This is a genomic window from Desulfofundulus thermosubterraneus DSM 16057, assembly GCF_900142025.1.
GTDB classification, from domain to species: Bacteria; Bacillota; Desulfotomaculia; order Desulfotomaculales; family Desulfovirgulaceae; genus Desulfofundulus; species Desulfofundulus thermosubterraneus.
In genome coordinates, this window is the sequence record NZ_FQZM01000040.1 from 18,282 (window position 1) to 33,650 (window position 15,369).

At 52.1% G+C, this 15,369-nt stretch carries 13 protein-coding genes; 3 read left to right on the forward strand and 10 right to left on the reverse strand.

Going from position 1 to position 15,369, the window contains the following annotated elements; all coding sequences use genetic code 11:
* Positions 1 to 60: 60 nt before the first annotated feature.
* From BUA65_RS13875 to trmL, 4 genes are all read right to left on the reverse strand, one after another.
* The gene (locus BUA65_RS13875) at positions 61 to 1,797 is read right to left on the reverse strand and encodes a sigma-54 interaction domain-containing protein (RefSeq protein ID WP_072870540.1); all 1,737 of its coding nucleotides are present in this window, start codon (positions 1,795 to 1,797) and stop codon (positions 61 to 63) included.
* A gap of 84 nt (positions 1,798 to 1,881) precedes the next feature.
* Positions 1,882 to 3,288, reverse strand: coding sequence for a VWA domain-containing protein (locus BUA65_RS13880; protein WP_072870542.1), 1,407 nt, complete (start codon positions 3,286 to 3,288; stop codon positions 1,882 to 1,884).
* Between the two features lie 14 nt (positions 3,289 to 3,302).
* Entirely contained in the window at positions 3,303 to 4,244 is a 942-nt protein-coding gene (locus tag BUA65_RS13885) for an AAA family ATPase (RefSeq protein WP_072870543.1), read from the reverse strand.
* A 97-nt stretch (positions 4,245 to 4,341) separates the two neighbouring features.
* Positions 4,342 to 4,803 (reverse strand): tRNA (uridine(34)/cytosine(34)/5-carboxymethylaminomethyluridine(34)-2'-O)-methyltransferase TrmL, encoded by a 462-nt coding sequence (gene trmL, locus BUA65_RS13890; RefSeq protein WP_072870545.1) that lies wholly within the window; start codon positions 4,801 to 4,803, stop codon positions 4,342 to 4,344.
* Positions 4,804 to 5,282: 479 nt separating this feature from the next.
* Between trmL and BUA65_RS13895 the strand changes: the two genes are divergently transcribed.
* Complete coding sequence (locus BUA65_RS13895) at positions 5,283 to 6,557, forward strand: hypothetical protein (protein ID WP_242656343.1); 1,275 nt, start codon at positions 5,283 to 5,285, stop codon at positions 6,555 to 6,557.
* 46 nt (positions 6,558 to 6,603) lie between these two features.
* Here the strand turns inward: BUA65_RS13895 and nth are convergent, their stop codons facing one another.
* Together nth and BUA65_RS13905 are read right to left on the reverse strand one after the other, a co-directional pair.
* Positions 6,604 to 7,308 (reverse strand): endonuclease III, encoded by a 705-nt coding sequence (gene nth / locus BUA65_RS13900; protein ID WP_072870549.1) that lies wholly within the window; start codon positions 7,306 to 7,308, stop codon positions 6,604 to 6,606.
* Complete coding sequence (locus tag BUA65_RS13905) at positions 7,308 to 7,742, reverse strand: CoA-binding protein (RefSeq protein ID WP_341349623.1); 435 nt, start codon at positions 7,740 to 7,742, stop codon at positions 7,308 to 7,310. Before BUA65_RS13905 ends, nth begins: the two co-directional genes overlap by 1 nt.
* A gap of 320 nt (positions 7,743 to 8,062) precedes the next feature.
* On the opposite strand from BUA65_RS13905, the gene BUA65_RS13915 reads away from it, so the two are divergent.
* On the forward strand, positions 8,063 to 8,812 hold the full coding sequence (locus BUA65_RS13915) for a DUF4912 domain-containing protein (RefSeq protein WP_072870554.1): 750 nt from the start codon (positions 8,063 to 8,065) through the stop codon (positions 8,810 to 8,812).
* Between the two features lie 17 nt (positions 8,813 to 8,829).
* The gene (locus BUA65_RS13920; RefSeq protein ID WP_072870564.1) at positions 8,830 to 10,437 is read left to right on the forward strand and encodes a glycoside hydrolase family 57 protein; all 1,608 of its coding nucleotides are present in this window, start codon (positions 8,830 to 8,832) and stop codon (positions 10,435 to 10,437) included.
* Positions 10,438 to 10,468: 31 nt separating this feature from the next.
* Here BUA65_RS13920 and BUA65_RS13925 read toward each other — a convergent pair whose 3' ends face one another.
* The 4 genes from BUA65_RS13925 to BUA65_RS13940 form a co-directional block, all read right to left on the reverse strand.
* Complete coding sequence (locus BUA65_RS13925) at positions 10,469 to 12,937, reverse strand: mannose-1-phosphate guanyltransferase (RefSeq protein WP_072870556.1); 2,469 nt, start codon at positions 12,935 to 12,937, stop codon at positions 10,469 to 10,471.
* A gap of 32 nt (positions 12,938 to 12,969) precedes the next feature.
* Positions 12,970 to 14,217 carry a glycosyltransferase family 4 protein gene (locus BUA65_RS13930; protein ID WP_072870558.1) on the reverse strand — a complete coding sequence of 416 codons (1,248 nt, stop codon included), beginning with the start codon at positions 14,215 to 14,217 and terminating at the stop codon, positions 12,970 to 12,972.
* A gap of 137 nt (positions 14,218 to 14,354) precedes the next feature.
* Positions 14,355 to 14,729 carry a carbohydrate-binding protein gene (locus BUA65_RS13935; protein ID WP_072870559.1) on the reverse strand — a complete coding sequence of 125 codons (375 nt, stop codon included), beginning with the start codon at positions 14,727 to 14,729 and terminating at the stop codon, positions 14,355 to 14,357.
* A 354-nt stretch (positions 14,730 to 15,083) separates the two neighbouring features.
* The gene (locus BUA65_RS13940) at positions 15,084 to 15,338 is read right to left on the reverse strand and encodes a hypothetical protein (RefSeq protein WP_242656344.1); all 255 of its coding nucleotides are present in this window, start codon (positions 15,336 to 15,338) and stop codon (positions 15,084 to 15,086) included.
* Positions 15,339 to 15,369 lie beyond the last annotated feature (31 nt).

Here is a 15,369-nt window from a genome sequence, read left to right on the forward strand (position 1 = left end):
TTTTCAGCACTTTCTTCCATGGTTAAATAACCTGTAAATGCTCAGGACATTCACAATTATTTATGATTTGATGCCGTATTGTTTCATCTTTTTGTATAACCAGGCCCTGGAAATACCCAGGGTTTTAGCCGCCTGCATTTTATTGCCACCGGCAGCAGCCAGGGCTTCCAGAAGAGCTTCCTTTTCCACCTCCTGCAGTAATGTGGTCAGCGTGTGGTTGTGCAGGTTTCTTTTCTTGCCCTGGCTAGCTTTCTGAAGGTAGGGGGGCATATGTTTAACTTCAATGATATCTCCTTCCACCAGGTTAAAAGCTCTTTCCATTACGTTTTCCAGTTCCCGTACGTTGCCCGGCCAATCGTAGGTGTAAAGTACCTCCAGTACTTCCGGTGAAACACCCCGCACAAGAAGACCAAATTCTCGGTTGAATTTCTTGATAAAATGGTTGACCAGCAGGGGGATGTCATCGGGTCTTTCCCGCAGGGGTGGAATATAAAAGGAAACTACATTTAAGCGGTAATAAAGATCTTCCCGGAAATGTCCCTGCCGGATTAATTCCTCCAGATCCCGGTTGGTAGCTGCTACCACCCGTACATCCACGGTGCGGGGACGGGTGTCTCCCAGGCGCTCAATTTCCTTTTCCTGCAGGACCCGCAATATCTTGGCCTGCATGGGCAGAGGCATATCCCCAATTTCATCGAGAAAAATAGTCCCCCCATCGGCCTGTTCAAATTTGCCGATTTGCCCGCCTTTTCTCGCCCCGGTAAAGGCGCCTTCCTGGTAGCCGAAAAGCTCCGATTCTAAAAGATTTTCTGGCACGGCAGCGCAATTGACCTTGATGAAGGGCCGTCGGTGACGGGGGGAGGCCGTGTGCAGGGCATGGGCCACCAGCTCTTTGCCTGTACCACTTTCTCCCTGGATTAATACTGTGGAAGGTCCCTGGGCCACCCTCCTGATGGTTTCCTTGAGCCGCAGCATATCCCTGCTGGCGCCAATCAGGTTATCCACGGTGTAACGAGCGGTGTGGTTATCGTTGTGTGTTACTGAAGGGCAGAAGGAACTTCGCCTTTGGCTGCTGATCTTTTCCGCCAAGGCCAGCAGCTGTTCCACGTCCTGGAACATTACTTTACTCACTGCTCCCACCAACTTGCCCTGGTTATAAAGGGGCACCCGCATGACCACCGTTTCCCTGCCCCGGATGCGTACTACTTCCCCATACTGTAACTTACCGGTCCAGAGGATTTGGTGTAGCCGCTTATCAGGAGCAACCTCACGGATGTGCCGGCCTACCGCCGTTTCGATGGTAACGCCCAGCAGTTCCGCCATAGGCCCGTTTATCATCAGAATCCGGCCGTCATTACCGGTGGCAATATAGCCTTCATGTGTGCTGTGAAAAATATTTTCCAGGAGGACGTTAACTTCCTTGACCTCTTTCAGTTCCTGGGCCAGATGTTGCAGTTCGGTGATTTCTTGAGCCACGCCAATAGCGCCTACAATGGTGTTATTGCGGATTATGGGTGTGCGGTTGACCACATACAGGGCATTGCCTACCACAAATTTGCGTCCGATGTGGGGTTTTCCCGTCTGCAACACCTTGGGGAGGCCCGTAAAAGGAACGACTTCCCTGATGGGACGCCCCAGGGCTTTTTCTGCCGGGTAATTAAAAACCCGTTCGCTGGTGGGGTTAAAAATGATCACGCGGCCCTGATAGTCTACGGCAACGACCATATTGTGTACGGAATTAAAAATAGACAGTTCGTCCCCTAAAAAGGCGGTATTTTCCAGTTTATTGATCGCCAAGCTTTTCACCTCCCCCACCTGTAACCAGGACCTGTTACTTAACTTAATTTTATTGCGTAATCCGGTGGATTTTTTACCGTCCTTTTACTTCAACATCTGCCGGCGCAGAATTGCTTCCAGGTGATGCAGGGAATAGCATTCAAACATGCGTGCATAAGGCAGGAAGACATTAACACCTGGTAAATAAGGCCATTGCTTGCGGGGGACGGGGTTAAGCCACAGGATCTCCCGCACCCGCTTCCGTAAAGCGGCCAGCTCACGGGCCGCCTCCTGGGGAGTAATGGTCTTCGTGTCACTAACTATTATTACCAGGGTATCGACGGTAAGCAGGTGGCGCCAGTGGCGGTGAAAAGTTTTCAAGGCCACGTTGAAGTCGGTTGTCTTTCCCCATTGCCGGCTAGTATTGACAAGCTCGGTCATTACAGGTACAAAACCTTCATCCCGCCGGAAATAGGAGGTAACCCGTTCCAGATCCTCGGAAAAAACGAAGCTTTCGATGTATCGTACCGCACTGCTTAAACCATAGATAAACTGGAGGACAAACCGGGCATAGCGAGCCATGGAGGCGGACACGTCGCAGATCAGGAGCAGGCGGGGTCGGTGCTGGCGGCGAGACCGGTAGCATAATTTAAGGGGTGACCCGCCGAAGGCAATGTTCCGGCGAATCGTCCTGCGCATGTCTAATTTTTGCCGGCGGTTGCTTCGCCGGTAACGGCGGGAAAGCCGGTTGGCCAGGCGCGTGGACAGGCGTTCAAGGGTTAAGGTAAACTTTTCCAGGTCGGTGCCGGCAACCTGTTGCATATCCTGGTGAAGCAACTGGTCATCCGGGTCCCGGTAAAAATCTGCGGCTACACCGGCAATTACATCATCCATTTCCGTTTCCCCGGTCAGCTCTGCCTCCAGTTGCTGCCTGGCTTCTTCCCCCTGGGTTTTAAGCAGGTAGTAGCGCCAGTAGTTGAGAGCTGATTGCATTACCCGGGCGATCAGGTGTCCCGGGTTGTTCACCGGATTACCGTGCATCCGGCTGATAAGTTCCGTTAAACGCTTTTGTTCCCGGGCGGGCAAGCGGGCAAAGGTTTTTATTTCCTCCGTGTTGAAATTCGCTTCCGTGGACCAGGGGGAAAGGGCCTGGTTTAATTTTTCCCTGGCCTCTGTCAGGCGCCGCCGTTCTTCTTCCTCCAGTTGTTTTCTTAACGTGCGCCGCCGCGTTTTTTCCTCCGGTGGGACAAAGAAGCGATCAAAAGCCAGGTTAAAAATTTGCCTGTCGGAGGCGTTTTTTACCAGCACCGCCCCCAGGGCGGCCTTTACCTGTTCCCTCGACGTAAGGTCAACCAGCGTCAGGGCCTGGTAAGCATCCAGCGCTTCGGCCATACTCACCCGGACCCCCAGGTGGCGCAGGATATGGGTGAAGCGTACCAAGTTGTGGTGCAGGGTATTCTCGCCGTGCCCTTCTACCCGGGCCACCGCCCGGGTGACCGGATCAACTTCCATGTTTGCTCCTCCCGCTAATGGTGATGGTGGCCGCAGTGACAGGTGGCTCTGGCAGGGGTTGATGAATCGCTTTTCATCCCCTGGATTTGCTCAACCAGTCCGTTTAATCCCACCTCCCTCTTTAATGTTTCCTGGTCATCACGGTTTTTCAGGAAGAGGCTTAAGGTTTGCCCAATGATTTCCGGTGTCAGAGCATCAGCATGCAGGGCTACCAGGGCCCGGGTCCAGTCCAGGGTTTCGGCAATGGACGGTTTCTTTTTCAAATCCAGGTGGGACCGGATGAAGTTTACCGCCCGGGCCACCTGGTGCACCAGTTCCTCCTGGGCTTGGGGAACTTTGACCTGTAAGATGCGAATTTCCTTTTCCAACGTGGGATAGTCAATATACAAATAGATGCACCGGCGCTTTAACCCATCGGATAATTCCCTTTCGCCATTGCTGGTTAACACCACTGCCGGTATCTGCTTCGCTTTGAGCGTGCCCAGTTCGGGAATAGATACCTGAAAATCGGACAAGAGTTCAAATAAAAAGGCTTCAAATTCCGGATCGGTTTTATCAATTTCATCAATTAACAAAACAACTCGTTTTTCGGCCCTGATGGCTTTTAAAAGCGGTCTTTCCAGCAAATATTCCACATCGAAAAGATCCTTTTCCAGGGCGGCAGGTTCGCAGGTGCCCCGGGCAATTTCAATCTTCAACAACTGCCGCTGGTAGTTCCACTCGTAAAGGGCACGGTTTTCGTCCAGCCCTTCGTAACACTGCAGCCGGATCAACTCTGTATTTAAAGCCCCGGCCAGGGCTTTGGCCACCTCAGTTTTGCCTACACCGGGGGCCCCCTCCACCAGCAGTGGCTTGGCCAGTTTTAAGGACAAGTAAAGGGTAACCACCAGGTCCTGATCACAAATGTAGCCCTGGGTTTCCAATCTTTGTTGGAGCTGTTTTATCGTTAAATCCATGGGCTTCTCCTTCCCAAACAGCCAGGTGTAAACAATAGTATTCGTTCTGCCAACACCAGAATCCTTCAATAATTTTTAGAAATTACTTAAATTTGCGTTAACGTAACCCTGGAAAGCCCTGCTGGCGCAAAGCCTCGTACAGAACCAGGGCCACGGAGTTGGCCAGGTTTAGAGAGCGGGTAGTGCCTTCCCGCATGGGGATGCGCAGGGTATAGTCCCGGTTGGCGGACAGTAGATCCGCCGGCAATCCCTGCGTTTCCTTGCCGAAGACCAGAAAGTCATCCGGTCCATACCTTACCTCACTATATAAACGTATGCCCCGGGTACTCAGAAAATAAAAACGGTGCTGGGGATACAGGCGGCGCACTTCCTCGAAGGAATCGTGGTAATGTATCTCCACCAGGTGCCAGTAATCCAGGCCCGCCCGTTTAAGATATTTGTCGTCGGTGGAAAAGCCCAGGGGGCGAACCAGGTGGAGAATGCTGCCGGTGGCCGCGCAGGTGCGGGCAATATTGCCGGTGTTAGCCGGAATCTCCGGTTCAACCAGAACAATGTGCAATACTGAACTACCCCCCTGACAACAGTTTAATGCTCTATTCCCGACCTCTTTAAAACCTGTGGAGTCTTTTAAAATATGTGTTTCCCTTCCCGGTTAATTAAGATTATAGCTTACTGGTGCCGTTTAGCAAGTTATGTGTTTACTGCTCTTTACATATATCTACTTATTGACACAGACCTGGCTTCTCTGCCTGGACAAAATGATAACCAAATTATTGGATTATGTTCGTGCCTGAGAACAATACTCCTGGATTCCCCGGGAGGAGCGTGCGGTCTTTTACCAAAAACATTGAACAAAGCATTGAATAAAAATACAGGCTTTTAAATTTTATAAAGAGTAATATGTCATCAATACAGAATGTTGCCACGATTTTTGCATTTCACACATTCCAGAAATTTATTTCTAAAAGATTGAGGGAGGTGAGTATATTCATCTAAAATCTATTAATTTCCACGGCTATCAAAATAAAAGGAGGTAAAATGATGGCAGGACATGGTAAACCCCGCTGGGGTCAACCTCTAACCGGAATTATTGCTCTTTTTACTTTTACCTTTGTAGCACTCGTAATCTGGTGGATTTTTGTGGACCCGCGGGGACCGTTTCATACCTATGAGCAACCCTTTTTGGCCTTCATGGCCTGGATGATTCTGGTTGGTCTGTGGCAGCACCTGTTATTCGGTGACTATCCCTTTCAAAACCTGACCCCACCCAAGCGGCTTCTGGTAGAAACCGCTATCAACCTGGCGGGGGTATGGTTTATTATTAATGTGGTATTTGGGCAATTTTTAGGCAAGCTTTCCATGCCCTTCTGGAGCTCCGATGCGCTCCACCAGTCCCTGCCCAAACTGGATCACCATCATGTAAATGAAGTTGTGGGATCAGCGCTAACCCTGTTTGTTTTAATTGGATTTTTCACCTACGCTTTCTGGACGATAGCTTTTCAAAAATGGCCTTTTGCTGGTTTGAAGCAGCCTGCTCTTGGACTGGCCGAATGGTCCTTATGTACTGTTTTTACCGTAATCCTTTTCGGTATTCTTATCTTTCCCCATTTTGCTACCTATCTGGTCAACAAGGAGTTTTTCGGCGGAACCATCTGGTGGAAGGGGTTATCCTCGGCTATTGCCGGTACCAGCGCAACGGTGAACTTTAACATAGGCTGGTACGAATGGTGTATTGTTTATCTCTTTATGACCGCCAACGTCTGGGAAGGTAAGCCCTGGGATATTGTGAAGAGCCAGCCCTGGCGCGGTATTTTTGCCACCGTTTCCATTTTCGTTCTGGCGTTGATCACGGTTAAAGTGCTCATGGCTGTTATGGCTTCCATTTACGGCCCGGTGGACCCGCAGGCCAAAGACGGTATTATGAGCCTGGATTACCGCTATTACCATACGGCCACGCTGGCGGGTTTTACTCTTATTCCATTTCTGATCTGGAACCACTATTTTGATAACTGGCCAAAACAGTGGGGGGTGGTGGCTGGCTGGATTATCCGCACCATTGGGGTATTTGTGGCTGCTGCCATTATTGGGATTATCTATTACAGGGTTTGTGAACCTCTGCTGGGTCTACCCTCGGTGTTTGCCAATACTCCTGTGGAGTACAATGGTATGCACCTGAACAATAAACCGCTGGTCTGGCTTTTCTGGTGGATCATTCCCCTGCTCTGGAACGACTGGTTTGCCAAGAAATGGCCCTTCTACGTGGATGAAAGCCGTCATGTGGAGCATAAGACGGGCAGGGGTTTTCATGCCTGATGTTTGCTGAATCCCCGTTCCGTGACAGAACCGGGCCATTACTGGTTTAATTACCATTCCCGCCATTTTGAGGCGGGTCTTTTTTATTCTCTCTGCCAGGGCACAGGTGAGCCACAGGGCAGGCGTTGCACCGGGGCCGGCGGGCGGTGCAAATGGTGCGGCCGTGGGCGATTAGCTGGTGGTGGGCGGCCCGGCGGGCGTATTCCGGAATGATGGCCAGTAATTCCTCCTCAGTTTTTTCGGGAGTTTTACTCCGGGCCAGGCCCAGGCGGTGACTGACCCGGAAGACGTGAGTGTCTACCGGGAGGGTGGGTTGACCGAAGGCAACATTTAGCACTACATTGGCGGTCTTGCGGCCTACTCCGGGAAGAAGCTCCAGTTCCCCCAGGGTCCGGGGAACCTGCGAGTTGTATTTCTCCACCAGGATGCGGCTGGTGGCAATGATATTTCTGCTTTTATTCTTGTACAATCCACAACCCTTGATTTCCCGGGCCAGTTCCTCTGGGTTCAGCCGGGCAAAGTCCCGGGGTTCCCGGTAGCGTTTAAATAGCCTTTCTGTAATCTTATTGACCTGCCGGTCGGTGGTCTGGGCTGAAAGCATGGCCGCCACCAGTAGCTGGAAGGGAGTCTCAAAGCGCAGGGCTGTTCCGGCGTCGGGGTAAGTTTGGGATAATATGGCCAGGATTTCCCTAGCCCGGGCGGGCCGGTCCGCTTCTTGCTGTGGTTGATTTTTCCCGTGGAAGTCCAGCACTAGCAGCTGTCCCCCAGCAACCGTTGGTGCTCCACCATCAAACAACGGTCCATAACTACTGTTAGGCCCCGGACCCGTGCCTTTTCAGCCGCTTCCTGATGCACCACTCCCAGTTGCAACCAGATTACCGGCTGGAAGTTAAGTTGTAGTACGGCTTCGATAATCTCCGGGACTTCCTCTGCACGCCGGAAAACATTAACTACGTCGACGGGATGGGGTATGGCACGGAGTTCCGGGTAGGCCCTTTCACCCAGGGCTTCATGGATCATGGGATTGACCGGTATAATTTCATACCCCCGCTCCTTCATGTAATGGGCCACCCGGTAGCTATCCCTTTCCGGTTTGTTGGATAAACCTACCACGGCAATGCGCCGGCTATTACTTAATATTTCCTTTAAAATGGCATCGTCGGGGTTTTGAAACAAACTGATCACCTCTTTATTAATCCTTCTATATATCTTAATCCCTGTATCCTTTCAAAACAACCCGTACCAAAAAACTGGAGAACTGATTTTCCTCCCCATATGCTTCCACACTACACGGTGCTTTCCTGCAACAGTGGTAAGTTAACGTCTTCCGGAAGCTAAAAAATCGGTCGATTTTTTCTAAATAAGTAAATTTATGCAGGTTGGTACTTATTTTTAGTTCATAAATCCCGGCATCGAGGCAATAATAAAAAAAGCTTTCAAACACTTCTTGCATTAAATTTACCCCTAAACTGGTTTTATCTATATTTTCTAAAGGAGGTACTCCCATGACCGCGTTAGTTCCGCTCTTTTTCGGGATCGCCCTGGTGGTCCTGTTTCTAGTTGTTTTTTTATGGACTTCCCGGCGCCGGGGAACCCAGCCGGCGCCCTCGGAAAAAGTCATTCCTCCTCTTTTTACCGAGGAAGTAGCTGAAGAACTGGCTTTACCTGCTCCACCGGTTGAATCGCCGCCGCTGGCAGTTCCAGAGCTACCCCGCCGCTACGGGGTGGATCGTCTGGTGCTTTTGGTGCGGGATCCTTACTGGCTCTATGCATACTGGGAAATAACCGCCACCCGGCAGGAAGAGTTTAATGCCACTTACGGGCCCCGGGCGTGGAATAATACCCGTCCGGTTTTAAGGGTTTACGATGTTACAGGTGTCACTTTTAACGGGTACAATGCCAACAGTTACATGGATATTAACGTCCAGGAAGAGGTGGATAACTGGCATATCCCCGTGGGTCAACCCAACCGTTCCTTTTGTGTCGACCTGGGCCGCATGTTTCCAGATGGTCGTTTTATAACCCTTTTGCGGTCCAATGTGGTAACTACTCCTAGGTCGAGCCTTTCAGAATGCCTGGATGAGGAATGGATGTGGATTGAGGGAGTGTATCGTTCCTATCAATTCCAGTTTGGTGTCAGTTCGCCCATGCTAATCCAGGAAGTGGCCGGCCGGGCGGCCGTGGTTCCCCTGGGGATCAGTTCTCCTGGATTTGGACCGCCGGTGGCAGGACCCAAAATAGAGGTTAAAGAGTGAGGGAGGAGCTGGCTAAGGTGGCCAAAGGATACCTGGCCTTGGTGTTGCACGCCCATCTACCCTTTGTGCGTCATCCGGAGCATGAACATTTTTTAGAAGAAAGGTGGCTATACGAGGCCATCACCGAAACCTACATCCCCCTTTTGCATGTCTTTGAACGCTTGGTGGCTGACGACATACCTTTTCGCCTTACCGTTTCCCTTTCGCCACCGCTGGTTTCCATGCTAACCGATCCCCTGTTGCAGGAGCGCTATTCCCGCCATTTAAGACAATTAATGGAACTTGCGGATAAAGAAGTAGAGCGTACACGAAACAGCCCTTTCCATGAAACGGCCCTGATGTACCAGAGCATGTTCCGGGAGATTGCCCGTAGCTATCATCACACTTACGGACGCAACCTGATCCAAGGGTTCAGGCGCTTTCAGGATTTAGGTCGCTTGGAAATTATCACCTGTGCGGCCACCCATGGGTATCTGCCCCTGCTAATGGTGAATCCCGAGGCTGTGCGGGCACAAATTGCTGTGGCCGTGGATCTGCACCGCCGGCATTTTGGCATGCCCCCCCGGGGAATCTGGCTGCCTGAATGTGCCTATGGGCCGGGCATCGATCAGATTCTCAAGGAGTTCGGTATCCGCTTTTTCTTTACCGATACCCACGGGGTTTTATTTGCCTCCCACCGGCCCCGCTACGGGGTGTTTGCCCCTATTTACTGTCCTTCGGGGGTAGCCGTCTTTGGCCGGGACGTCGAATCTTCCAAGCAGGTGTGGAGTGCCCAGGAAGGCTACCCCGGGGATTTTGATTACCGGGAGTTTTACCGGGATATTGGTTACGATTTGGACTATGAATACATCAAGCCGTATATTCATCCCGACGGCATTCGCGTGCACACAGGCATCAAATATTACCGCATCACCGGGCGGACAAACCATAAAGAACCTTATGTGCCGGTCTGGGCCCGGGAAAAGGCCGCCATCCATGCCGGAAACTTTATGTTCAACCGGGAACTGCAGATCAAGTACCTCTGCCGGCACATGGACAGGCCGCCCATTATTGTCGCTCCCTATGATGCCGAACTTTTTGGCCACTGGTGGTTTGAAGGTCCTATTTGGTTGGAATTTCTCATTCGCAAAATTCATTTTAACCAGGATACGGTGGAACTGGTTACCCCCAGCGATTACCTGCAGCGTTTTCCCTGCAACCAGGTGGCTAGGCCCTGTCCTTCCAGCTGGGGGAACAAGGGATATAATGAAGTCTGGCTCTGCCAGGCCAACGATTGGATTTACCGCCACCTTCACCTGGCTGCCTCCAGGATGGTTGAACTGGCCAACACCCATACCGATGCGCAGGGGCTTTTGCGCCGGGCTTTAAATCAGGCGGCCCGGGAGTTGCTTCTGGCCCAGAGCAGTGACTGGGCTTTCATCATGAGCACTGGAACCATGGTTGATTACGCGGTGAGGCGCACCAAAAGCCATTTGTTGAATTTCCTGAGGCTTTACGATGAAATCAAAGGGCGGCATATCGACGAAGGCTGGTTGTCCTGGCTGGAACGTACCAATAATATTTTCCCTGATATCGACTACTCCTGGTACCGTTCTAAACAAAAAGAGCTAATGGCAGCCGGATAAAAAGCTCCCCGTTTTTCACGGGGAGCTTTTTTCAACCGGTAGCTTCGGCAGAACCTGCAATTTTGCTTATTTTATCAATATAAAAGTCACTTAAAGACCTGGCGATTTCCATGGATGCCCCTTCGGTAAAAACGCGGCAAACCGGTTCGTCGGGGTCCGGCAGGACCAGTGCCCATCCCTGGGGGTGAAAGACCTTTATTCCATCCAGCAATTCCAGTTGTGCGGTGGGGGGGTCTTCAATCAATCGACGGATCACCCGCCCTTTAGCCTCCCAGGGCACGGGTACATCCTTCTGGTCCATAAAAAAGGTGGGTATTTCATCTACCAGCTCACCCAGGGTAAGCCCATTTTTAGCGGTAAACTCCAGGATGCGGGTGAGGGCCCCCAGGGCATCAAAATTCAGGAGGAACTGGAACTCATCTTGTCCCAGCACTTTTTCCACAAAGTCGTGGACAGCTGTCTTGGTGCGGACTACCTGTCCCCTGTACTTTTCGGCAAGGGTATCAATGGCCCGCGGGGCTGTAACCGGGACCACCACCGGTCCTCCCCGGGCCCGGAGGATGATGAGCGCGATCAGGGCGGTAAGCAGGTTGTCCTGGATTATCCGCCCCCGTTCGTCTACCAGCACCAGCCGGTCGCCGTTGGCATCCAGGAGCGCCCCGGCCGAAGCACCCGTTTCCCGCACCCGCCGGCCCAAGAAGGACAAGGTTTCCTGATAATTCCGCCAGGTGGCGGGAGGTGTACCCCCCGGCAGGTCCAGGTTTTCCACTGTAACGCCCAATCTTCCGGTTAGATCTTTCAGATAGGGGCCCAAATTATCCCGGTCGCAGGCTACCACCAGCCGGAAACGCGCTTCCTCCAGCACTGCCGGGTCGAGATCCCGCATCAGGGCCTCGATATAACTTTCGTCAATGGCGGAAACAAACTCGGGGGGAAGGATGGCTTGCGGTTCAGCCCGGTGAAAGTCTTCCCGCATGAGCAGGTTTTCTACTTTTCGCTCGATGCTGCGGGAAATGTTTCCGCCCTTGCCATTGAGAAAAATCATGGTTACATGGTCGGAGCGGTGGGGAGATAGCCTTACATGTACCCCTCCGGCCAGCGCCAGTTGGCGCACGGCAAAACGATGCATGGGGGTAATGCCGGTGCCCAGGTCCACCACCTGTGCGCCGGCCGACTGCAACCCGCAGGTTAAAGCACTTTTAACCATTCTGGAAGCCGGGAAGGCATCGCTGCTTACAGCCAGGCGCACCCTCCGGTTGCCCATGGCCGAGGCAAAGGCCGCCCCCACCCGGCAGGCAAATTCCGGGGTGAGTTCCACATTGACCAGTCCGCTGATGCCTTCAAGCCCGAAAATTTTCTTCGGGCACCGGCTACCCCAGACCAGGCTGTTTTGAACAACGGTACCGCTTTCCACCAGTTTATAGGGCCATAACTTCACGTCGGGCTTGACTACGCTCCGTTCCTGAATTACCGAGTCACTGCCAATGATGGCTCCTTCATAAACACCCGCGTGGGCCTGCACCTGCACGCGGCTGGCTACGATGGCCCCCCTTAAGGCCGCTCCAGGCCCTATATATACGTTTTTCCAAAGAACGCTGCGCTTGATGGAGGCTTGTTCCTGGATCAAACAACCTTCCCCAAGGACACTGAATGGTTCTATCTCTGCGCCGGAACCGATGTAACTCCCGTCCCCAATCAGGACGGGACCGGTAATGCGGGCGCCTTTACTTATCTCCACCCCGTCACCCACCCAGACTCCCGGTTGTATTTCCCGGCCCGGGATGGCAGTTTTCACCCGGCCGGAGAGGACATCCTGATGGGCCTGCAAATATTGCTGTAAATTGCCTATATCACACCAATAGCCCGGCAGAACCACACCGAACAACGGCTTTTTTTCCCGCAACAGCAGGGGAAAGAGGTCTTTGCTAAAGTCGACCATGCGGCCGGGTTCAATGTATTCCAGGACTTCCGGTTCCAGCACATAAATTCCCGTATTAACCGTATCACTGAAAACCTCACCCCAGGCAGGTTTTTCCAAAAACTGGGTGATGCGTCCGTCTGGTTTGGTGATGACTACGCCGTACTCCAGGGGACAGCTCACCCGGGTGAGCACCAAGGTGGCCATGGCTCCCCGCTGGCGGTGAAAGGCAACAGCCTGGGAAAGATCCAAATCGGTGAGAGCGTCCCCGCTAATTACCAGGAAGGTTTCGTCCAGAAACTCCTGGGCATTCTTTACACTGCCCGCGGTGCCCAGCGGATTTTCCTCGATGAAGTACTGCATGTTAATTCCGTACCGCAAGCCATTACCGAAATAATCACGGATGGCTTCGGGCATGTATTGCAGGGTTACCGCCACGTCGGTAAAACCGTGGGCTTTCAGCAGATCCACAATGTGAGACATCATGGGCCGGTTGGCTAATGGTACCATCGGCTTGGGGCGGTTACAAGTAAGAGGGCGCAGGCGGGAGCCCTCTCCCCCGGCCATTATGATTGCTTTCATTAAATCCCTCCTGTTCTGCGCTAAAGCTCGGGTTAGGCCCGGGCAAAGATTTTGGACATGCGGGTGAATAAACGGTTGCTGCGCATGTACGGGCTGTACCATGGAACGTGGCGGTATTCATTCCACACCTGCTGATAAACCCGCCTGGTGGCAAGGGCAATATCCCGCCAGTTGAACTTTTCCAGTACCTTGCGATAGGCCTGCTGGCGCAGGTTTTGGGCCAACTGGCGATCTTGTAATAGCCAGACGATCATATCAGCCAGGGAACGGCTGTTGCCGGGGTAAAACTTTAAACCGTCTACTCCATGTTCCACTATTTCACTTAAACCGCCGGTATCCGCTACTACCACCGGAGTCCGGGCGGCCATTCCTTCCAGAGCGACGATGCCAAAGGGTTCATACAGGCTCGGAAAAACAGCTACATCAGCCCAGCTGTACAGGGTGTTCCGGACCTCGTCATCTACATATCCGGTAAAATAAACCCGCTGGGCTATACCCAGGCTGGCGGCCTGGCGGTGCAGTTCCTCTGCATAGGGACCTTTACCCGCAATGATAAATTTAGTCTGCGGGTGCCGGGCTAGAATTTGGGGGGCAGCGTCTAAAAGGACCTGTACACCCTTTTCTCGTACCAGCCGCCCCACATAAAAAACAATACGTTCGTCGGGTGCTGCAAAATGGTCCCTGGTTACCCGTATGGTGCGGGTGGCAAAATTGGCCGGATTAACCCCGTTGACGATGACCTGGAGCTTATCTTCCGGCACTTGAAAGACATGACGCACCTCATTTTTCATATACTGACTGCAGCAGATCACTTTCCAGGCCTCGTAAGTGAGCCACCATTCAATATCACTAATATGCCGCTGGATATCATTATGTAAACCACAGTTACGGCCGTATTCGGTGGCATGAATGGTGGCTACCAGGGGTAGGCGCCAGGAATGTTTTAGGGCCCGGGCTGCATATGCCACCAGCCAGTCATGGGCATGAATGATATGTAACCCTCCCAATTCGGAGAAGAGCGGGATGGCTCGTTCCAGCATGGCTATGTTCAGTTGGGCAACCCAGGTGACAAAATGGGGGGCGGATATTTGGTAGGTTTGAAAACGATGGACATGTACGCCGTTTACTTGCTCGTAATCGGGAATACCGGGGGCACCACAGGTGAGCACATGTACCTCCTCTCCAATTCGCACCAGGGCACAGGACAGGTCGTAGACGTGCTGGGCCAGTCCCCCTACGGATTTCGGCGGGTATTCCCATGAAAGCATCAGGATGCGCAAAAAGTTTTTCCCTCCCTGATCCGTTATTTGCCTTTTGCCCTAAAGTGAAATCCCTACCGGGCCCTGGCGGTAGGGATTTAAGAAGCAAATGGAAGCTGCGCTAAAAGCCAGTGGTGACCATAAAGCTTCCCTGGAAATTAAATATGGCGCCGGCCGTTATGGATTTCGAAACTCCAGTTGAGCCCGTTATTGTTATCCCAGTTATAGGCGTTGTCCCGGAAACAGAAGTTGAAGCGGCTTTCATCGGGTATTTCCAGCGTTTTAACAAAACCCCACCCCGTGCGGGACATCCGTAAATCCTGGACGTTGTGCCAGTTACGGGGGTCCCCGAATCCCACGTGCAGGTAAACTTGTTCGGCACCTCTTTGGGCCAACAATCCGTTGTAAAATACGGTGATCTCATCGTAGGCTGTGATCGGTGTGGGATCTACCACAACTCCACCGGGGAAGTCGGCGTCGTGCATGGCTTTGAGCCGCCCCTCCCCTTCCCCGAAATTGCTTGGATGTGCCAAACTATCACCTCCTGGCTGTAACGGTAAACGAAATCAGGCCACAGGCTTATTATTATGCCGGGGGTTTTTTTTTATGCACATGACTTTCAGGGTAATTGTTCAGTAAAACCGCTACCATCGGTACGGTGCCGCCCAGCACTCACCAGAATACGAATCTGCTCCTGGTATTTGAGGCTTAATTGATACCCCAGGTTTTTTGAAGACCTGATATGCCAGTGAGTGCTGGGTCCAAAACGAACGACTTGCGGAGCACTGGAGTGAGCGTGGAGAACGTGGCACCAAGCGGGTTCACTGAACATTCACTTCTTTTGCAAAGGAAATAAAAAAACCGCCCTTCGGGCGGTTCTTCCTCTTCTAGAAAATGTCTTCTAAACTGTCTTCTAAACTGTTTTGCCACGGCTCTTTAGGGTGCATTTCTCCCCCACATTTTTCACAGGCAAATCTGGGTGGCATAGTCGGGTCCCCTGGATCAACCAGATCAAAATACTGGACCACCTCTTCCGGGATCTCTTCTTCAACATTACACTGCAAACAGCGATACGTTATCGTAGCCCCCTTTTCTAACAACGACCTTTCTTTTTTCTTCTTTTGTTTTTTTGCTTTTGCCATGCTCTTTTACCTCCACACCACCCGAAAAAAG

Bases quoted from the DNA above. Each gene is read 5' to 3' on its own strand.
- BUA65_RS13895 (WP_242656343.1), top strand. From the start codon at position 5,283: ATGATGGCAGGACATGGTAAACCCCGCTGGGGTCAACCTCTAACCGGA.
- BUA65_RS13925 (WP_072870556.1), bottom strand. From the start codon at position 12,937: ATGAAAGCAATCATAATGGCCGGGGGAGAGGGCTCCCGCCTGCGCCCT.
- BUA65_RS13940 (WP_242656344.1), bottom strand. From the start codon at position 15,338: ATGGCAAAAGCAAAAAAACAAAAGAAGAAAAAAGAAAGGTCGTTGTTA.
- BUA65_RS13915 (WP_072870554.1), top strand. From the start codon at position 8,063: ATGACCGCGTTAGTTCCGCTCTTTTTCGGGATCGCCCTGGTGGTCCTG.
- BUA65_RS13885 (WP_072870543.1), bottom strand. From the start codon at position 4,244: ATGGATTTAACGATAAAACAGCTCCAACAAAGATTGGAAACCCAGGGC.
- BUA65_RS13880 (WP_072870542.1), bottom strand. From the start codon at position 3,288: ATGGAAGTTGATCCGGTCACCCGGGCGGTGGCCCGGGTAGAAGGGCAC.